The organism is Aeromonas sp. Marseille-Q5825, assembly GCF_946892685.1.
GTDB lineage: Bacteria > Pseudomonadota > Gammaproteobacteria > Enterobacterales > Aeromonadaceae > Aeromonas > Aeromonas rivipollensis.
Window position 1 is genome coordinate 80,101 of record NZ_CAMPOU010000002.1, and the last position, 19,539, is coordinate 99,639.

The window sequence follows — 19,539 nt, forward strand, 5'->3', positions numbered from 1 at the left end:
TTCAGGGGTGCTGGATGATCAGGCTGTGCTGATCCAGCATGGACTGCAGTATGTCGTGAGAGGAGGAGCCGCTCAGGTTCCAGCCGCTCAGATCCACGTCCTTCAGGGTGATCTGCTGGGTTACCTGACCATCCCCCGCCGGGGAGACCGACAGGCTGACATCGCTCAGCCCGCCGCTGCCCGTGGTCACAGACGCAGAGAGGTGACCCAGCAAGCCATCCACACTGTTGTCGGTCACCCCCTTGAGCAGGTCCGCCAGATCTATCTTGTCCCCCTCCTCCGGGTGGAAGTCGGTGACGGTGTCGATGGCCGGCAAGGCCGCAGTCCCTTCATCGCCACTGCCCCACACGAAGAGATCGCTGCCCGCGCCACCGGTCAGGATGTCGTTGCCCTGACCGCCCCGGAGCATGTCATCCCCCAGGCCGCCCAGTATGCGATCGTCGCCGGTGGAGCCGAACAGCCAGTCACTCTGATCCGAGCCCAGCAGGTCATGGCCGCTCTGGCTGTGGATGTTGAGGGTCTCCTCGGCCGATCTCAGGGTGCTGCCACCCGCGCTGGATTCCGCACTCAGGGTCAGGGCATGATCCCCCGCCGTCAGACCGCTGAGGTAGAGGGGCACGGACTGATCCCCCGGCAGCAGCCAGTCGCCGTTGCTGTCCGCATGACCCACGCTCTGGCCGTGCTCGTCCACCACCTGGGCGCTCCCCAGATTCTGGATGCGGATGGAGAGTTCGCCGGTTGCCGGGTTGACCACGCTGGCGCTCAGGTTGAGCGGCACCCAGGCCCCTTGCAGGGCATGGATGTCGTGGGTGCCCAGGCTGAGCTGGGGATCGTCTGCCTCTGCGGTCACCTGGATGCCAATCTGGGCACTGTCGGTCAGGACGCCGCCCGACCCGGTATTGCCCTGATCCGAGGTGGTGATGGTCAGGTTGTCCTGTCCCCAGAAGTCCTTGGCCGGCTCGTAATGCAGGTTGCCATTGATGAGGTTGTTAAGATCATCAAGGGAGCCCACCAGGGTGATCTCGCTGCTGCCCGCCCCCTGCACCGAGACGGCGCCCGCCGCCCCGAGCAGGGTCAGCACGCCGTGCTCGACCCGCAGCACCATGGAGATGGGGCCAGTGCCCGCATCCACATCCTTCACGCTGATCCCGGCGAGGGACAGTGAACCATCTTCCTTCACCTGCATGGCGGCCGGCACCTGGGTCACAGGGGCATCGTTGACCGCCTGCACCTCGATGGGCAGCACGTCGGTGTCAACCAGGGCACCACCGCTGCCGGTGTTGCCCTTGTCGTTGGTCACCATGGTCAGGGCATCCTGGCCATTGAAGTCCTGCTCGCCCTGATAGGTCACGCCGCCAGCCAGCAGGGCATTGATGGCATCTTGCGATCCGCTCAGCACCAGGGTATCGCTGCCGCTGCCAGTCACCGTCACCCCGCTGCCGTCCGCCAGCACCAGGGTGCCGTGCAGCACCGACAGACGCACCTCCATGGGACTGCTGCCCGCATCCACGTCCTGTACCTGCAGGCCCTTGATGACGAAGGGGGTATCCTCCTGTGCCACCTGAGGGGTGCCCGGCAGCAGGTTGACGGGGGCATCATTGACCGCTTGCACCTCAATGGGCAGCACGTCTGTGTCGCCGAGCGCCCCACCGCTGCCGGTGTTGCCCAGATCATTGGTGACCATGGTCAGGGCGTCATTGCCATTGAAGTTGCTATTGCCCAGATAGTCGATGCCACCACTGAGCAAGGCATTGATCTGCGCCAGGGTGCCGCTGAGCAACAGGGAACCGCTGCCATCGCCGGTCACCGTCACTCCAGCGGCATTGAGCACCGTCAGGGAGCCGTGAGTCACCGACAGACGCACCTCTATGTTGCCACTGCCCGCATCCACATCCTTGACCTGTAAACCCTGGATGGTGAAGGGCTTGTCCTCTTGGGCCACCTGGGGATCCGTTGGCAGCACGTTGATGGGGGCGTCGTTGACCGGGCTCACCTCCACCTGGATGGTGCCACTGACCTCGGGGCCGAGGGCGCCGTTGTCCAGGCTCTGGGCCGTCACCTTGAGATCCAGGGTGCCATTGGCGTCGTTGGTCACCAGCTCCACGGCAGCCAGCTTGCCGCCCGTCGTGGTCACTTGCCAGACGCCGCCGCCCAAATCCACCACAGTGCCGGTCACCCCGCTCGGCAGACGGATCTCTGCCCCATCGGGAACCCCTTCTATGGTGACTAGCACCTGCTCCGGGCCGTTCTCGTGAACGTTGGTGGCGCTGCCGCCGGTGGCCTGGGTGTCCTTGGTCTCCAGTCCCAGGTTGAGAGTGACCACGTCCCCCTCGGTGCCGCTCGCCTTGTCCTGCATGTCGGCGATGATGGCATCCCCCACCGGCTTGACGGTGACGGTGAAACTGTCGCTGGTCTCGAGGGGCATGGTCAGCCCCTTGTCAAGGGTGAAGGCGCTCAGGGTGAGCTCCACGTTGCCACTAAAATCTGCGGGCGGGATCAGGGTCAGCTTGGAGAAGTCGGTGCCCACAGGCACCTGCCAGACGCCACCGCCGTTGTTGACCGCCGGTGCCGACAGGGTGAAGCCGTCCGGCACGCCCTTGATCTGCAGCGCCACTATCTGCTCGGAGCCATCATTGTCGACCAGGGTCGCGCCTAGCCCGCCGAGGCTGACGCTGCCATCCTCGTTGCCGCTCACATCCTTCACCGTGAGCTGGGCCGGATCATTGACCGGCAGCACCTCGAAGCTCGCATTGCCGCTCCAGCTGCCGCGATCCGTCCCCGTGGTGGCACTGTCCAGAATGTCGACCTTGATGCCCAGGGGTACCTGACCGCTGAAGTGCTCCCTGGGTACGAACACCAGATCCTTGAGATCATCGGGATCCGTCACCACCAGGGTATTGACCGGCTGGCCGTTGCCATCGAGGAAGTGGCCGTATCTGGCATCGACTGTCAGGGTTACCCGCTCCACCGTCTCCAGGCCGCCGTTGGCCACCGAGGGGCTGATGTCCGCGAGTTTGACCGAGAGATCGAGGTGGATCTCGGTGTCTTCCAGGTTGCTCGGCTGACCGTTCACCTCCTTCACCTGCAGGTGCAGCTCGGGCTGGCCATCCGCGCCGCCTTTTATGTCCACCTCGGGGGTGATGGAGAGGGAAACAACCTTCTCCACCGTATTGGTGTTGCCGCTCACTGTGTCGGTATTGACCAGACGCACGTTGAAGCTCAGGCCGCTGCCAGCGTAATCCTCCGGCAGGGTCAGGGTCAGCTTGTCGAGGTCACTGAGGCCACCCGGCAGCTTGATGAGGTACTCGCCGTTGACGAAGTCGAAGGTGAGCCCCTGCACGCTCACGCCGGGGGGCAGACCGGTGAGGACTATGCTGAGCTCGTCATCACCGATGTTTGCCGTCCCCAGGGTCACCATGCTCTTGAGCTGGGTGCCGAAGTTGACGCCGTGATCCTCTACCCCTGTGATGGGCTGGCTGTTGTCGAGATCGACGCCGGCCGCAAGCTGGCCAGAGTTGGTTGCACCTTTGAACTCGGCGCTGGTGGTGATCTCCCGATAAGCCGGTGCGCTGACATCCCCTTCGTTGTTGTCGCCAAGATCGATCACCTTGGCGCTAACCTTGAAGGTGGCAGTGCCGGTGAAACCATCCGGTGAACGCAGGGAGAAGCTCCCGAGGGCGCTGTTAGGCACAGTCCAGTTGCCCTGGCCGTCGTTGATCCCCCCCACCACCACGAAGCCGGGGGGCAGATCGCTGATGACCAGGTAGTCGATGACCTCATCGCTGGTCGGATCCCTGTCATCGAACACGAAGACATCTTTGAGCGGGATGTCATGACCATCCGGGCTGACCAGATCCCCACCCTGCTGCACCAGGTTGCCATCCGGTTCGACCACGGCCTGGATATCCACGTGCAGCTGACCATTGACCTCTTTGCTGACTACAACATTGGAATCCACATCCTTCTGAGTCACGGTGACATGGCTTTTGATGGTGGTGTCCCTGTCGCTGTCTTGTGGCGCCTTCACCAGCAGCTGACCGCCGCCGAGCAGGCTCTTCAGATCCGCGTCACTCAACTCCACCTTGCCGCCCGTCACGTTAAGCTGGGTCTCGGCCCCGCCCACCCGGATCCAGATCTCGTAACCCGGCTCTATGCCGGAGAGGCTGAGGTGAGTCACCTTTTCGGCGCTGTCGGTCAGGTCCGGGTGCCAGTCGAGCACGGCGAACTGATCCTCCAGACCATGGCTGGTCTTGGCATAGTCACCGGCATCGATCGCGGGCTCCACCTTGATGGTGAGCGGCACGTCGAAACTCTGGTGATCCCCGTCGTTCTCGGTCACCACCACGTGGCCGATGAGGTGGATGTCGGCGGTACTGTTGGGGGGGGGCTGGATCTGCAGGTTGCCCAGACTCGAGACGTCGACCTGATAGGTCGGCTTGCCCTGGGCGTCGAGCCCGGCGAAGGTGAGGGTGAGCTCCTTGCCGTTGCCATCGAACACCTTGGCCCCTTCCGGCAAGCCTTCCAGCACCAGGTTGAGGGTTTCGGAACCATCGCCCGTCGTCTCCCCCGACGTCAGTTTGAAGTCCAGCGGCGCCTTGCCATCTTCCCCTATGGTGGTGGTGTAGCCCTTGCCATCCTGGCTCCAGCCGCTGCTGTCCAGATTAAAATGAGGCTCATCCACCACCCCCACCAGATCCACATGCAGGCCCTGGCTGCCGGTCACCTTCTCGTTGACCACTGTCTGGGTCTGACCATTGGCATCGGTCAGGGTGGCGGTATCCTTTACCACCCCCTGGATGTTGAGATCGAAGTCGACGTTGCTGTCCTTCGGCGGCTCCAGCTTGAGCTCGCCGATGCGATCATAGGGCACCTCGTAATAACCGTTCGCATCCAGGGTGACCGCCACGCCGCCGAGCCAGAGGGTGGCGCCGGCGGGCAGGCCGCTGATGCGCACGAACATCTGCTCGGAGCCATCAGCAGTATCCCCCAGATGGGCGAGCGCTATCTTGCTGCCCAGATCCAGCAGGCTGTCTTCCTTGCCCTGGATGTCGCGCACCGTCAGCTTGGCGTCATCCGCCAGCGGGTTGACGTTGATGATGAGATCGATGGGATCCCCAAGGGCCGTCTCCTTCCCGGTGACTACGGGGGTTTTCTCCGTGCTCACCGGGGTCACGACCAGCTTGATGTCACCGCTGTAGTCCTTGCCGGGCACGACTGTGATCTTGTTGATGTCCCCCGCAGAGACGGTATAGAGGCCGTTCGCGTCGGGCGTGAGCACCTTGCCGTTCAGGGTCAGGCTGCCCTCGCCGGACGCCCACTTGATCTGGTAGCTCAGGGTCTCGGAGCCGTCGGTGTCGGTGAGCCTGGCCTGCACGTTGAGGGCTATGCCGGAGCCGTCTTCGTTGATGCTGTAATGCTGATCGGTACTGCCAGAGACCCAGACTGGCTTGTCGGCAATGCCCTGTACAGTAATATCCAGGTTGCCGGTCAGCACGGGGGGCTTGTTCCCCTCGGTGACGCCGACCTGCAACTGCACCGGGAAGCGAAGCGGGTTGCCGCCATCGCTCTGGCTCGAATAGTCGTGATCGGGCACAAAGGTCACGCCCTTGAGCTCGAACTTGTCGTTGGTACCGGCAACGGCTTGCATCGCCGCTGGCGGCACCTGATACCAGGTCTTGCCACCCTGGGTGAGGGTGGTGAGCGCAACACCGTTGAAGTAGAAGGTGCCATGGGCATTGGCCGGGGCCTGGATCAGCAATTTCTCAACGAACTCGCCCCGATCGAAGTCGCCTATGTCCAGGTTCATGGCGATGGGAATGCCCTGGCTTGGATCCAGCGCCCCCTCATCTTCCTGCCCGGTCGCAGCAGTCACGTTAAGGAGACCCGCCTCATCCCTGATGGTCAGGGTCAGCACCCCATCATCGGTATCCCCATCCCCGTCCACCAGGTGGAAGTCGACCTTCTGCACCAGGGTGTTGTTGCTGTGATCTATATCCGGCCGGGCGGTGAAGCTGTAATTCCCCTCGGCGTTGATCACCAGGGTGCCTATGGTCTGTCCAGTGCTGTCTGTGACCGCAATGGTGGTGTTGCCGCTGGCGGAAATGGAGTGTTCGACCCCATTGATGGTGACCGATCTCACCACCGCATCGTCGGCCCCCTCGCTGGCGGTAGCCAGCAGATCGCCGCTCACTTTCGCCCCCTGGTTCAGGGTCTTGCTGTAATCGTCCGCGACGGGCACATCGTCCCGCACGCTGACGTGACCTATCACCTCGCCGCTGAGATCCCCATCGCTGTCCAGGGCCTGCAACGGCAGCTGAATATCCAGCAGATCATCGCCCTGGGCACTGTGATCCAGGTTGCCGGTCAGCTCGAAGGTATAATGGCCGGAGACATCCAGGGTCAGCTTGAAGATGAGCTTGCCCCCGCTGTCCTTGCCCAGATAGACACCCGGCTGGCTGTCGGCGCTGATGCTGACGGCCTTGCCCCCGGAGCTGAGTTGGTTGAGGGCGTTGAAGCGGGCCACATCCAGTTGCAGGGCCACCACCTTGTCGCTACCCGCATCGATGACCACCTGCCCGGTGGCTTTCTCCCCTGCACCCGCAGGGTTGGTGCCACCGTGCTGACCAGTGCCGCCATTGAGATCCGACTCATTGACGGTGACACTCCCGATGGAGCTGATCACGGGATTGGCGGCATCTTTGATCACGGCCGTTGTATTGCCGGTGATCACAGAGCCATCGCTGTCGGTCACTTGTACCGGCAGGGTCAGGTTGAGCTTGTCGTCGGCGCCGTGATCCAGGTTGGTGTGGACTGTGACCTGGTAATCCAGGGTCGCCGAGCTGTGGGCCGCTATGCTGCCCGGCACGCTCGGCAGGGTGACGCTCAGCACCAGGGTGCCGCTCGCGGTCACTCCCTGGAAGCTGTGGCCATTGCTGCCCGGCACCTCCTGCCAGGTCAGGGTCTCACCGTTGTGGGTGATGGCCTTGCCGCTGGCATCCACGACCTGACCGGAGAGAGTCAGGCGCACGCCCACCACGGGATCGGAGTCGGCGGTGATGGTCAGGGTGCCGGTGGCCTGTTGGTCGTCACCTGTCTGGTTGCTCGCGGCCCCATCGAAGCGCCCTTCATTCAGGGTCACCCCGATGAGGCTGAGGGTCGGTTTGTCCCCTTCCGCAACGCTGATGTTGAGGGTGCCCGAGGTGGTGTCGTTGTTGCCTGATCCCTTGTCGCTGTCGACGACGTTGACCTTGAACGGCAGCTCGGTGCTGTTGCCATTGCTCTGGTGTACCCCCTCGAACAGGGTCACCTTGTAGTCAAAACCGTTGCTGGCGGCGTTGTCGAGCTTGCCGCTGATTTCGACCTGCAGCACCTCGACCCGCACCCCGTTCACTTCCACATAGCCCTTGAGGATCTGGTTGCCCGGGATGCCGGCATCGCCGTCCACCAGTTCGTATTTCACGCTCTGGCCCAGGGCGGTCAGGGCCGGCTGCTCGGCAGGATCGGCGAACGACACCTCGCTCACCCGATCCGAGCCTGCGTCCACTGTGAAGTGGCCTGTGCCGGTAAGGGGGTTGCTGCCATCGAGGTTGCCCTCGTCCAGGCTCACCCCGCTGCCCGCCACGAAGCCAGGCGCATTGCCGTCCTTGATGGTCAGCGGCAACTGGGTGGAGACTCTGTCCCCATCCTTGTCCGTGAGGGTGATGGCAAGAGGCAGGTCGAGGGACTCGCTGCCCTGGTGATCCAGCTCACCACTCAGGGTCACCTTGGTGGTGACGCTCCAGTTGCCGTTGTTGTCCACCAGATCCAGCTCGGCGCGCAGCACCTCGCGGCCGTCCGCGCTGGTGCCCACCAGATCCCCATTGGCATCCAGGGTAAAGGTAACCGGGCTGCCATGGCTGTTGTATTTGCCGTCCAGGCTGCCTTGAATGGCCGCAATATCGAACTTGAGACTATCGTGCGCCAAGGCATCAGCACCGTGGCTCACGGTGAAGCTCATATTGCCCACCACGGCGGCGTCGCCCTGGTTGGCCTCGGTCAGGCTGGTGCCGGTCACGGCGCTGATCACCGGATTTGCCCCATCGCCGATGGCGACGCTCAAGGTGGAGGAGACTTTGTCCCCATCACTGTCTGTGAGGGTGAAGCCCGCCTTGATCAGGCTGTCCGCACTGCCCTGATCCAGCGGCTGGTTCAGGGTGAAGACGTAGTGACCTTTCTGATCAAGCGTGAGGGTGAACACATTCTGGCCGTTGACGGCGCCGCTGATGCTGTTGCCGCTGATGCTGATGACAACTGGCTGACCGCCGCTGGTGAGCCCCTGCAGGCCCGGCTGGCTGGCATCGAAACTGATGTTGGCAAGGGGGTCGCTGCCGGCGGTGATATTGAGATCCCCGGAGAGGGTCTGGGCCGCGCTCCAGTTGCTGTCCTCTACCAGAGTCAGGGAGACGGGGTCGACCTGGGGCAAGGCGCCATCGGTGATCTGGATATTGAGGGTGCCGAGGTTGCTCTGGTCGCCGTCAAAGTCGGTGCCCTGCACCTGCAGCCCCAGATTGACGCTGTTGGTGCCCACAGGTTGATCCAGCACGCCGTCGAGCGTCACATGATACTTGCCATCCAGATCCAGGGTCACGGTCAGCACCGTCTTGCCGCCCGCATCCAGCAGGGTGATCTGGTTGCCATTGACCTGATAGCTGGTCGGCTTGCCGCCGCTGGTGAGACCATCCAGGGCGGGCTGGTTCCCCTCGAAGTTCAGGGACACCAGGCGGTCACTGCCCACATTGACCGGCAGTTGGCCATCCAGGGTCTGGCCAGAGGCCCCTTCCTGCAGGCTGATGCCGCCGTCGATGCCGAGGCTGGGATCCATGCCGTCATTGATGGCGACCTGGAGATCGGCGCGGGTCTCGTCACCGTCTATCTCCTTGGCAGAGATGGAGAGGCCGAGGGAGAGCTGGTCGCTGCCCTGGTGATCCAGGGGGCCATTGAGGGAGACGGTGACCTTCCCCTTGACGTCGCTGCCCGATTGGCTGGCGTCGAGTTCCGCTTTCAGCACCTCGACCCGGTTGCCGTTGGCATCCTGGTAATAGCCGGTCAGCAGGCGATCGCCGGTGAATTCGAAGCTGAGCACATGGCCGTCGCTGCTGAGCCCGCTGCCGTTCAGACGAGTGAGCGTCGCGGCCTGATCGGCAAAGGCAAGGGAGTCCGCCAGCAGGGGATCGGCCTGGTGGCCGACCACGAACTCGCTCTGACCCACCACGGCGCCCTGCTGGCTGAAGCCGTCTTCCGTGAGCGAGATGGGAGCTATGGTGAAGTCCGGCGGCGTGCTGTCCACCAGCTTGACGGTGAGATTGGCGCTCACCAGATCCCCGTCGCTGTCGCGGTATTCGAGGGAGAACGGCAGGCTCTGGCTGTCCTGGCCGTGATCCAGGCTCTGCTGCCAGAGGATGCGATAGCTGCCGTCATTGGCCAGGGTCAGGGTGAAGACGGTGACGCCCCCCGCGCTCGCGGTCAGGGTCTGGCCGTTTATCTGGTAGCTGAGGGCAGCGCCCTGGCTGGTGAGGCCGAGCTGCTCGAGGGCGCTCTGATCGGCGCCGAAGCTCACCTGCAGGTTGCCATCCAGGCCCGCCCCCGTGTGCAGGGAGCCGGTGGCGCTCACCGGGCCCTTGGCCAGATCCGCCTCGGACAGGGTCAGGGTATCGCTCTGGCCGATGAGGGGGGAGCCATCGATCACCCGGTTTCCCGCGAGATCCGTCACCTCGGCGCGCACCTCGAAGGGACCTTGAATGCCGGAGAGATCCAGGCCATTGAGCTGCCAGCGGCCGTCGCTCCCCACCAGGGCGGCGCCGCTGTAGAGGGTCTGGCCGTTCTGGCCGATGAGGCTGATGGTGACGCGCTGGCCCGCTTCCACCTCTGTGGTGCTGCCGCTCAGGGTGACGTTGCCCTGGCCCAGCAGGCTCTGGGTGTCAAGATCGTCGATGTCGATACCGGCCCGGGTATCGACGGTGACGGTCAGGGTGTCGCTGGCTCTGTTGCCGGCGATGTCCACCGAATCGACGCGAAAATCATAGGCGCCGTCGGCCATGACACTGGGGATCTGGTATTGCCAGTTGCCGTTGCCATCCACGGTGAGCACGGTCAGAACGTTTCCACCGAGGTTCAGGGTGACGGTGGCTCCGGGCTCTCCCTTGCCTTGCAGCAGCGGCGTGGTGTCGCGGGTCAGATCGTCCACCTGGCTGGCGCCGGTGTCGCTCTCGTCACTGAGATCCAGCGTGATGGTGGTGATGGTGTCGAGCAGGGTCTGACCGGTGTCGCTGGCCCGGTTGCCGGCGGCATCCTGGGTATCGGCCACTATGGTGAGCGGGCCGTCCACCAGCTTGCCGGTGACATCACCGAAGTTGGCCTCCCAGACGAAGCCCGGCAGCACCACTGTGGTGGTGGTGAGTCGGTTACCATCCTGGTCTATCAGGGTAACGGTGACGGTCTGGCCGACCTCCACATCCTCGACAAAGCCGCGAATGATGACGCCGGTCGCCTCGTCGGCGTTGATGATGTTGTCGGTGGTCTGGGGCTCGGTGATGGTGATGCCCGCCAGGAGATCCTGATCTTCCGAATAGAGCAGCTCGTCCCCTGGCTGGGCGCCCTGATGATCGGTGTCAAAGCCAGACTCCGCCAGGGTATATTCGCTGTTGAGATCCACCACCACGAAGCCGCCGGCGCTGGAGCCGACCACACCGCCACCCGTGGCGGCGGCCGCGTTACCGGCCGCGGTCTCCTCAAACAGCTCGGTCGGGTCGGCCCCCTGACGGATGGCCTCCTGCAAGCTGGCCAGCTCGGGATCCATGGCCAGGTTCGGTTCTGTCTGCGCCAGCTCGGGCTGGTCAGCGTTTGGGGTCTTCGCAGGATCGGCCAGCTCAAAACGCCCGTCCCCTTCGGTGAACAGGCGCATTCCCGGCAGCAGCTGCATCCCCAGGGTGGCAGGGTGCAAGGAGCCATCGGCATCCATTACAAACACGGCACCCTCCACCTGGGTAACAAGAGTCAGTTTCTCTATTCGCAGCTCAGCCATACATCCTCCAACGGGTAAACACAGACAGCCCAGACCCACAAGGGTACAGGACGTCACCGTGACAGGCGGCTATTTTACCGCCTCTACGGACACAGATCCCTTCGTCATTTTCGAAAATATCGAAAGTAAATGCCGCAAACCTTCCTATTAAATTCAAAAAAGAGCTGCAATTCACGGAATAGCTCAGGATATAAGTCCGATTTTCTGCCTGAAATTAAGAATATAACCCTATTGGCACCCATTCATGCGACAGCTTCTGACCTGAACGCGCCCGACAGGCTTCTCCACTATTTCACCAAGGGAAGACAAGGCACCCACCCCAGCAGAAATAAAGAATAAGTATTCATTTTCGCTTGGCGACACCCCAGGTCACAGAGGCCATTGCCCTGCTCTCCCGCCCTTTGGCACGCTCCCGCATCCCCGAGGCGATGGCCAGCCGCAGCGCATCATCATGGAGAGGTGATGGGGGTAACCACCCGATTGGGCTCAATAATTCAACCTGGATCTCACTTTTTGCATTAGCCCCCCATGCCAATTGATCTAGCGCAACTCCCACAGGGATAAATGATTATCCATTTTACCCATTTGGTATTATCTCCACGAGCAAATGCATAAAAATCATTTTCTATGCAGTCATAACAATTAATCGGCCTGCCATGCCCATCGACCATGGGCACAGATGTCCACGCACCAAGATGGAACGGTCAGGCTCGGCATGGACATTTTATCTGGGAGTGATGACCGTGGGTTCACATAACAAGCCATTTCGGCCGGGTCTGGCCGCCCTGCTGCTGACTGCCCTGCTGGGCACCAGCGTGCTGGCACAGGCAGACGAGGCCGCCCCCGAGGGCAAGATAGAGGCGCGCAGCGAGCTGTTCGCCAAGGATCACGCCGATCAGTTCAGCAGCTGGAAAAACACCAGCGAGAGCCGGGAGCGCACCGACGCCCTGGCGGAAGATCCGCAGATGGTGGTGCTCTGGGCCGGCTACCCCTTCTCCAAGGATTACAACAAGCCGCGCGGCCACTTCTATGCCCTGACGGACGTGCGGGAAACATTGCGCACCGGCGCCCCCAAGACAGCCGAAGACGGCCCCCTGCCCATGGCCTGCTGGAGCTGCAAGGGCCCGGACGTGGCCCGCGTCATCGATGAAAAAGGTGAAGATGGCTACTTCAAGGGGATGTGGGCAAAAGGCGGGCCGGAAATCGTCAACACCATAGGCTGCGCCGACTGCCACGACACCGCCTCGAAGGAGTTCAAGGAGGGCAAACCCGCCCTGCACCTCTCCCGCCCCTATGCAGACCGCGCCATGACAGCCATCGGCAAGCCGTTCAAGGAGCAGGGCCGCTTCGATCAACAGTCCCAGGTGTGCGGCCAGTGCCACGTGGAGTACTACTTCAATGGCCCCACCAAGGCGGTGAAATTCCCCTGGGACAAAGGCACCACTGTCGAGCAGATGGAAGAGTACTACGACGAGATCGGCTTCGCCGACTGGACCCATGCCCTCTCCAAGACCCCCATGCTCAAAGCCCAGCACCCCGAGTACGAGACCTGGCGCGCCGGCATCCACGGTCAGAACAACGTCGCCTGCGTCGACTGCCACATGCCCAAGGTGCAGAACGAGCAGGGCAAGGTCTACACGGATCACAAGGTGGGTAACCCCTTCGATCGCTTCGAGCAGACCTGTCGCAACTGCCACACCCAGAGCAAGGAGATGCTGCAAGGGGTGGTCAAGCAGCGCAAGGATGCGGTCACCGAGATCAAGCTCAAGGTCGAGAAGCAGCTGGTGCACGCCCACTTCGAGGCCAAGGCGGCCTGGGATGCCGGCGCCACCGAAGCCGAGATGAAGGACATTCTGCAAGACATCCGTCACGCCCAGTGGCGCTGGGACTTCTCCATCGCCTCCCACGGGGTGCAGATGCACGCCCCTGAAGTGGCGCTGCGCATGCTGGGCACCGCCCTGGACAAGGCCGCCGACGCCCGCACCAAGCTGGCTCGCCTGCTGGCGGCCAAGGGGATCAGCCACGAGATCGCCATTCCTGACATCTCCAGCAAGGAGAAGGCCCAGGCCGCCCTTGGCATGGACATGAAGCAGATGAATGCCGACAAGGCCATGTTCCTCAAGACCACAATCCCCGCCTGGGATGCCGAGGCCAAAGCGGCCGAACGGCTCGCACAGTAACGAGATTTGCGGGCCCACCGAGTCGGGCCCGCAATCGGATGGAGGCTTCCTATGGGTGATTTAACGATGGATTTCTTACGACTGATGCTGATGGCAGTTATGCTGCTGACCAGCCTGCAGGGCCAGGCTGCCGAGGCGACGAGCGCACCTGCGGCCTTGCCCCAAACGCATGACGTGGCGTTCTTGCGCAGCCCCGACAAGGCCTGCACCGACTGCCACAAGGAGCAGACCGAGGGGATGCATGGCAAGCATGGTCAGGCGACCAATCCCAACAACCTGGCACCTGTCACCTGCACCAACTGCCACGGCCTGCCCTCCCCCCAGCACAGGGAAGGGGTCAAGGACGTGATGCGCTTTAGCGACAGCTTCAATGAGAAGCAAGGTGACGATGGCTATCCCATCGCCGAGCAGAACGGGGTCTGCATGAGCTGCCACGAGCCCAAAGTGCTTCGCGAGGCGCTCTGGGCCCACGACGTGCACGCCACCAAGCTCAGCTGCACCAGCTGTCACGCGCTGCACCCGGCCAAGGAACCCATGGTGGGGATAGCCGAAAAATCCCGCATCAAGATCTGCGTCGATTGCCACAGCAAGCAGCATCAAGCCAAGGCGGCCGGTCTGCAGGTCAATGCGGGCAAGGAGGCACCATGAGCTGCTCTCGTCGTGACTTTATGGCGGGGATGAGCGCGGGGGCCCTCATCATGATGACGGGGCCGGTGCGCGCCAGCACGGCCATTCTGGCCCACAGCCAGACCATAGACGGGGTCCGCTTTGGCATGATCCATGACGAAATGGCCTGCATCGGCTGCACCGCCTGCATGGATGCTTGCCGGGAAGTGAATCAGGTGCCACAGGGGGTCTCGCGCCTCGAGATCATCCGCTCCGGCCCCATAGGCACCTTCCCCGACGCCGACTACCACTTCTTTCGCAAGTCCTGCCAGCACTGCGACAACGCCCCCTGCGTCCACGTCTGCCCGACCGGCGCCTCCCATATCCGCAAGGAGGATGGCATCGTCGACGTGGATCCGGACTTGTGCGTCGGCTGCATGTACTGTCTGGCCGCCTGCCCCTATCAGGTGCGCTTCATCAACCCGGTCACCCGGGTGGCGGACAAGTGCGATTTTTGCCGCAAGACCAACCTGGCACAGGGCAAGGAGCCGGCCTGCGTGGCCTCCTGCCCCACCAGAGCGCTGGTGTTCGGCAATCTGGATGACCCGGACAGCCCCATAGCCCAACGGCTGGTGAAGGAGACCACTTATCGCTACAAGCAGGCGCTCGGCACCTCGCCCAAGATGTACCGCGTGCCCAAAGGGGAGATAACGTCATGACCATGCAAGCGGCATTTCATTTTTCTTCCCTTGTCTGGGGATTTGTCCGATCGCCATCATCTACCGCAGTAACAGAGGGAGGAATGAACCATGTGGCATGACGCATTTCACTTCCCTTCCCTCGTCTGGGACTGGCCCATCGCCATCTACCTGTTCCTGCTCGGCATCTCCGCCGGGGCCACCAGCCTCTCGGTGCTATTGCGCCGCAAGGGGGCCGGCAGCGAGAGCGGCATCATCAAGGCGACCGCCCTGCTGGCGCCACTCTCGGTGATCCTGGGGCTCTTGATCCTCATCTTCCACTTGGCCCGCCCCTGGACCTTCTGGAAGCTGATGTTCCACTACCAGTTCGACTCCGTGATGTCCATGGGGGTCATGCTGTTCCAGCTCTATATGGCTGTGCTGTTCGCCTGGCTGGCGGTGGTGTTTCGGGCCGAAATTGAGACCCTGCGCCGTCACCTGCTGAAAGAGAAGTTCGCCTTCGTGGATGGGCTGATCGCCCTGTTGGCCCGCGTCGAGCGGCTGTTGGCGCCGCTCTTGTTGCTGCTGGCGGTGCTGCTGGGGGCCTACACCGGCTTTCTGCTCTCGGCGCTCAAGACCTATCCGCTCTTGAACAACCCAGTGCTGCCTGTGCTCTTCCTGGTCTCCGGCATCAGCTCAGGGATCGCCTCCACCATCTTGCTGGCGGTGACCCTGTTCAAGGAGCACCACCACAGCCCGGGCGTGAGCTTTGTGCATAGCTTCGAGCGCCCCGTGTTGGCGGTAGAGGTGCTGCTGCTGATTTGCTTCTTTACCGGTCTCTACTTCGGTGGCGGTCAGAAGGAGGTGGCCATGTGGGCCGCTATCGGCAGCGGCTTCTGGGCTCAGGTGTTCTGGCTCGGCGTGGTGGGGATCGGCATGCTGTTGCCCCAGCTGCTCTCCCTGTTGGCTCCGGCCGCGCTGCGGGAGCGAAACGGCCACCTAGTGCTGGTGTGCAGCCTGACCCTGGTGGGCATACTGCTGCTGCGATACTTCGTGCTCTATGCCGGTCAGATGACGGTTGTATGAGAAATTGATCGCAAGCGCCAGCCGCCTTGGGCGACTGGCGCTTGTTTTGGCCTGTTGATTTCTGGTGATGCCACACCCGCTGCCTGCCGACTCTCCCCGCCAAACGGGAGACGACGCGGCGTGTGTGCCATGACATGAATGACATCGAAAATTGAACCTGGAGGTTGTGTGCTGGCGGAGTTCGGCTATCTCTCACTGCTGCTGGCAGCGGCGCTCTCCCTGCTGCAAGGCACCCTGCCCTGGCTGGGCTTGCGGCTCGCCTCCCCGACCCTGCTGCGCTGCGCCAAGCCGCTGGCGCTGAGCAATGCCATACTGCTGGGCGCTGCCCTGCTGCTGCTCGCCAGCTGCTTTGCCCGGGATGACTTCACCCTCACCTATGTGGCCCAGCATGCCAACAGCGCCCTGCCCATGGGCTTCAAGCTGGCGGCCGTCTGGGGCGGCCACGAGGGCTCCATGCTCTTTTTCGTGTTTGCGCTGGCGCTCTGGGGGGCGCTGGTCGGACTCTGCTCGAAACGGGTCGATCCATTGATCACCACTCGAGTGCTGGCCATCATGGGGCTTATCGTAGGGCTATTTGCCCTCTATACCCTGATCTTCTCCAGCCCCTTTGATCGCCAGTTCCCCGGGCCGCTTGAGGGGCGCGATCTCAACCCCATGCTGCAGGATATCGGCCTCATCATACACCCACCCCTGCTCTACCTCGGCTATGTGGGCTTTGCGGTCAACTTCGCCTTCGCCATGGCGGCGCTGCACTCGGGCCGGCTGGACGGCGCCCTGGCCCACTGGAGCCGCCCCTGGGCGCTCGGCTCCTGGGTGTTTCTCACCGCCGGTATCCTGCTCGGCTCCTGGTGGGCCTATTACGAGCTCGGCTGGGGCGGTTGGTGGTTCTGGGATCCGGTGGAGAATGCCTCCCTGCTGCCCTGGCTGCTGGGCACAGCCCTGCTGCACGCCCTCGTCGTCTGCGAGAAGCGCGGCGCCTACGGCCACGGCGTGCTGCTGCTCTCCATCTTCACTTTCTCGCTCAGCCTGCTCGGCACCTTTGTGGTGCGCTCCGGGGTGCTCACCTCGGTACACGCCTTCGCGGTGGACCCCAATCGCGGCCTCACCCTCTTGCTGCTGCTCGGCCTGTTATTGACCACGGCACTCACCCTGTTTGCCCTGCGGGCCGATACCCGCGCCCCCTACGCCCACTTCGGCTTACTGTCAAAGGAGGGGCTGCTGGGCGCCGCCATACTGCTGCTGTCGGTGGCCTGCGCCTGCGTGCTGCTCGGCACCTTCTACCCCATGGTGTTCCAGTCCCTGCATCTGGGGTCGCTCTCGGTGGGCGCCCCCTATTTCAACGCTGTTTTCGTGCCGCTGGCGCTGGTGTTGATGGCACTCATGACCCAGATCCCGCGCCTGCGCTGGCAGGGGATGATGGCATCCTCCCGCCTCAAGATACTGCTGCCGCCCCTGCTCGGCCTGCTGGGGGGCGGCCTGCTCAGCCTAGGTTATCGCGAACAGGGAACCCTGGGCTGGAGCGGCATCCTCGCCAATATGATAAGCCTCTGGCTCATCGCGAGCCTGCTGCTCAATGTCTCATTCAAGACTAGCGACCTGAGTGCCAGCCGGCTCGGCAGCCTGCTCGGCAGCCTGCTCGGCAGCCTGCTGGCCCACCTCGGGGTGGCGGTGTGCGCCCTCGGCATCGCCCAGGTGAGCCACCACAGCCAGGAGGGAGGCACAGTGCTCTCTGCAGAGCGCCCATATCGCCTCGGCGCCCATGAATTTCGCTATGAGGGGAGCGAGCCGCTGATCGGCCCCAACTACACGGCCGAGCGCATCACTGTCAGCGTGCACAAGGATGGCCGGGAGGTGGCCAGGCTCACTCCGGAGCGGCGCCACTACAGCGTGCGCACCATGAACATGAACGAACCCGGCATCAAGTGGGGACTGTTTGGGGATCTCTACGTGGTGCTCGGCGAGAAGATGGGGCCCGGGGCCTATGCCATGCGGCTGCATCATAAGCCGCTGGTACGCTGGATCTGGCTGGGTGGCCTGCTGATGATGGCGGGCGGCGCCCTGCGTCTGCTGGGGCGCAAGCCGTTGCTGGCAGCCCAACCGCAGACCTCTGCACACCAAGTCGCGGGCTTGCTCCCCAAGGAGGCGCCATGAGCCCGCGCCTGCGTCTCTTCCTCCCCCTGATAGTCACTCTGGGCCTAGGCGCCCTGCTCTGGCTCGGCCTTGGCAAGGATCCTTACCGCCAGGACGAGGCGACCCTGGGGCGCCCCCTGCCGACTTGGCAGAGCGAAAACCTGCTGGATGGGGGGATTATTGATACCGCTGAGCTAAAAGGTGAGCCCTTTGTGCTCAACGTCTGGGCCAGCTGGTGCCCCAACTGCCGCGCCGAGCATCCGCTGCTGGCCGAGCTGGCCAAGACAGTGCCCCTCTACGGTCTCAACTATCGGGACAAGGGGGATGCCGCCCGCGCCTGGCTTATCCAGGCGGGCAACCCCTATAAGGCCGTGCTGGCGGACCCAAACGGCAAGCTGACGCTGGAGCTCGGCGTCTACGGCACGCCGGAGACCTATCTGTTTGCCGCCGATGGCATCCTGCTCAGCCGCCACACAGGCGAGCTCACCAAGGAGGTCTGGCAGCGCCAGTTTGTGCCCCTGCTTGCCAAGGCCCGGGCCCTGCCCACCCCACAGGCGGAGGGGCAACCATGAAGATCCGCCCCCTCATCAACCCGTTGCTGATGGCCATCACGCTGATCATCGCACTGAGCCCGGCGGCCACGGCCAGCGGGGTCGATACCTACCAGTTCCAGCACCCCGAGTTGCAAGCCAGGGCTCAGGATCTCGCCCGTGCCCTGCGTTGCCCCCAGTGCCAGAACCAGAACCTGGTGGAGTCCAACTCCCCCATAGCCCGGGATCTGCGCCTCGAGGTCTACCGCTGGGTAGACGAGGGGCAGAGCGATGAACAGGTGATCGCCCGCATGACGGAGCGCTTTGGTGATTTCGTGCGCTACGATCCCCCCTTCAAGGGCAGCACAGCGCTGCTGTGGGGAGGGCCCATCCTGCTGCTGGGGCTGGCGCTTGCTCGCCTGCGCGCCAGCCTGCAGCGCAAACAACAGATTCGCATGCCGCTGATTGGCGATAAGGAGCAAGGGAACCTGGCCCAGGATCCCAGGGCCGAGCTGAACCGGCGCATCATGGCAAGGGAGCAGGCAGGCCTCTCCCCCCATGATCCCCTCTATCGGGAGCTGACCGCCGCCCACCTTGCCAATGCCACGCCTGTCGCCGAGCTGGCCCTGCGCGAGCGGCTGACCCAGGCCCCCGGCCGCAACGGGCAGCATGCGCGCGCCCTGCTGCTGCTCGGGATAGTGGCGATAGGCACCGTTGCCGCCGGTTATGCCGCCAGCGGCCGCTATCAGGCCTGGCAGGCGTATCAATCCCGCCCCGATCCCCTGGCAGGGTTGAGCCCGCGGGATCTGCAGGACAAGGCGCTCGGCGCCCTGCACCAGCGGCTGCAGCGCAACCCCGCCGACCTCGAAGCCTGGGCCGAGCTCGGCCAGTTGTATCTGTATCGGGACGAGTACGATAACGCCCTGCTCGCCTACCAGCGCCTGGCCCTGCAGGAGGGGGGCGCCAGCGCCGCGACCCAGGCCGCTCAGGCAACAGTGCTCTACTACCAGGCGGGCCAACAACTTACTCCCGAGGCAGCACGTTTGCTGGAGAGCGCCCTCAGGCAAGATGCCGGGGAAGTGAGCGCCCTGATGCTGCTCGCCTCCGATCATTTCCTGCACGGTCGCTACCGCCAGGCCATCACCCTGTGGCAGCAGCTGCTCGACAGCGAGCGCCCCCGCATCAACCGCGCCGCCCTTATCCAGGCCATTCAGACAGCACGCATCATGGGGGGCTAACCGGGGGGCCGCAGAAAATGGGGCAAGGGGCGC

The 19,539-nt window shown here is 63.4% G+C and carries 8 protein-coding genes; 7 read left to right on the top strand and 1 reads right to left on the bottom strand.

Annotated features, from left to right (window positions below):
• Position 1: 1 nt before the first annotated feature.
• Positions 2-11,059 carry a retention module-containing protein gene (locus OC537_RS07160; RefSeq protein WP_262110605.1) on the bottom strand — a complete coding sequence of 3,686 codons (11,058 nt, stop codon included), beginning with the start codon at positions 11,057-11,059 and terminating at the stop codon, positions 2-4.
• A 737-nt stretch (positions 11,060-11,796) separates the two neighbouring features.
• On the opposite strand from OC537_RS07160, the gene nrfA reads away from it, so the two are divergent.
• From nrfA to nrfF, 7 genes are all read left to right on the top strand, one after another.
• Positions 11,797-13,239 (top strand): ammonia-forming nitrite reductase cytochrome c552 subunit, encoded by a 1,443-nt coding sequence (nrfA, locus tag OC537_RS07165; protein ID WP_262110606.1) that lies wholly within the window; start codon positions 11,797-11,799, stop codon positions 13,237-13,239.
• Positions 13,240-13,290: 51 nt separating this feature from the next.
• Positions 13,291-13,887, top strand: coding sequence for a cytochrome c nitrite reductase pentaheme subunit (nrfB, locus tag OC537_RS07170; RefSeq protein ID WP_262110607.1), 597 nt, complete (start codon positions 13,291-13,293; stop codon positions 13,885-13,887).
• On the top strand, positions 13,884-14,564 hold the full coding sequence (locus tag OC537_RS07175; RefSeq protein ID WP_262110608.1) for a 4Fe-4S dicluster domain-containing protein: 681 nt from the start codon (positions 13,884-13,886) through the stop codon (positions 14,562-14,564). Before nrfB ends, OC537_RS07175 begins: the two co-directional genes overlap by 4 nt.
• Positions 14,565-14,654: 90 nt before the next feature.
• Positions 14,655-15,608: a cytochrome c nitrite reductase subunit NrfD gene (gene nrfD, locus OC537_RS07180; protein ID WP_262110609.1), complete on the top strand. Its 954-nt coding sequence runs from the start codon at positions 14,655-14,657 to the stop codon at positions 15,606-15,608.
• 168 nt (positions 15,609-15,776) lie between these two features.
• Positions 15,777-17,759, top strand: a complete 1,983-nt coding sequence (gene nrfE / locus OC537_RS07185; protein WP_262110610.1) for a heme lyase NrfEFG subunit NrfE — start codon at positions 15,777-15,779, stop codon at positions 17,757-17,759.
• Entirely contained in the window at positions 17,756-18,310 is a 555-nt protein-coding gene (locus OC537_RS07190; RefSeq protein WP_262110611.1) for a DsbE family thiol:disulfide interchange protein, read from the top strand. The genes nrfE and OC537_RS07190 overlap by 4 nt, the downstream gene beginning before the upstream one ends.
• Positions 18,307-19,506, top strand: coding sequence for a heme lyase NrfEFG subunit NrfF (gene nrfF, locus OC537_RS07195; protein WP_262110612.1), 1,200 nt, complete (start codon positions 18,307-18,309; stop codon positions 19,504-19,506). Before OC537_RS07190 ends, nrfF begins: the two co-directional genes overlap by 4 nt.
• Positions 19,507-19,539 lie beyond the last annotated feature (33 nt).

What these genes read in the sequence shown, in the direction of transcription:
- OC537_RS07160 (WP_262110605.1), bottom strand. Translation starts at nt 11,059, where the DNA reads ATGGCTGAGCTGCGAATAGAGAAACTGACTCTTGTTACCCAGGTGGAG.
- nrfA (WP_262110606.1), top strand. Translation starts at nt 11,797, where the DNA reads ATGACCGTGGGTTCACATAACAAGCCATTTCGGCCGGGTCTGGCCGCC.
- nrfB (WP_262110607.1), top strand. Translation starts at nt 13,291, where the DNA reads ATGGGTGATTTAACGATGGATTTCTTACGACTGATGCTGATGGCAGTT.
- OC537_RS07175 (WP_262110608.1), top strand. Translation starts at nt 13,884, where the DNA reads ATGAGCTGCTCTCGTCGTGACTTTATGGCGGGGATGAGCGCGGGGGCC.
- nrfD (WP_262110609.1), top strand. Translation starts at nt 14,655, where the DNA reads ATGTGGCATGACGCATTTCACTTCCCTTCCCTCGTCTGGGACTGGCCC.
- OC537_RS07190 (WP_262110611.1), top strand. Translation starts at nt 17,756, where the DNA reads ATGAGCCCGCGCCTGCGTCTCTTCCTCCCCCTGATAGTCACTCTGGGC.
- nrfF (WP_262110612.1), top strand. Translation starts at nt 18,307, where the DNA reads ATGAAGATCCGCCCCCTCATCAACCCGTTGCTGATGGCCATCACGCTG.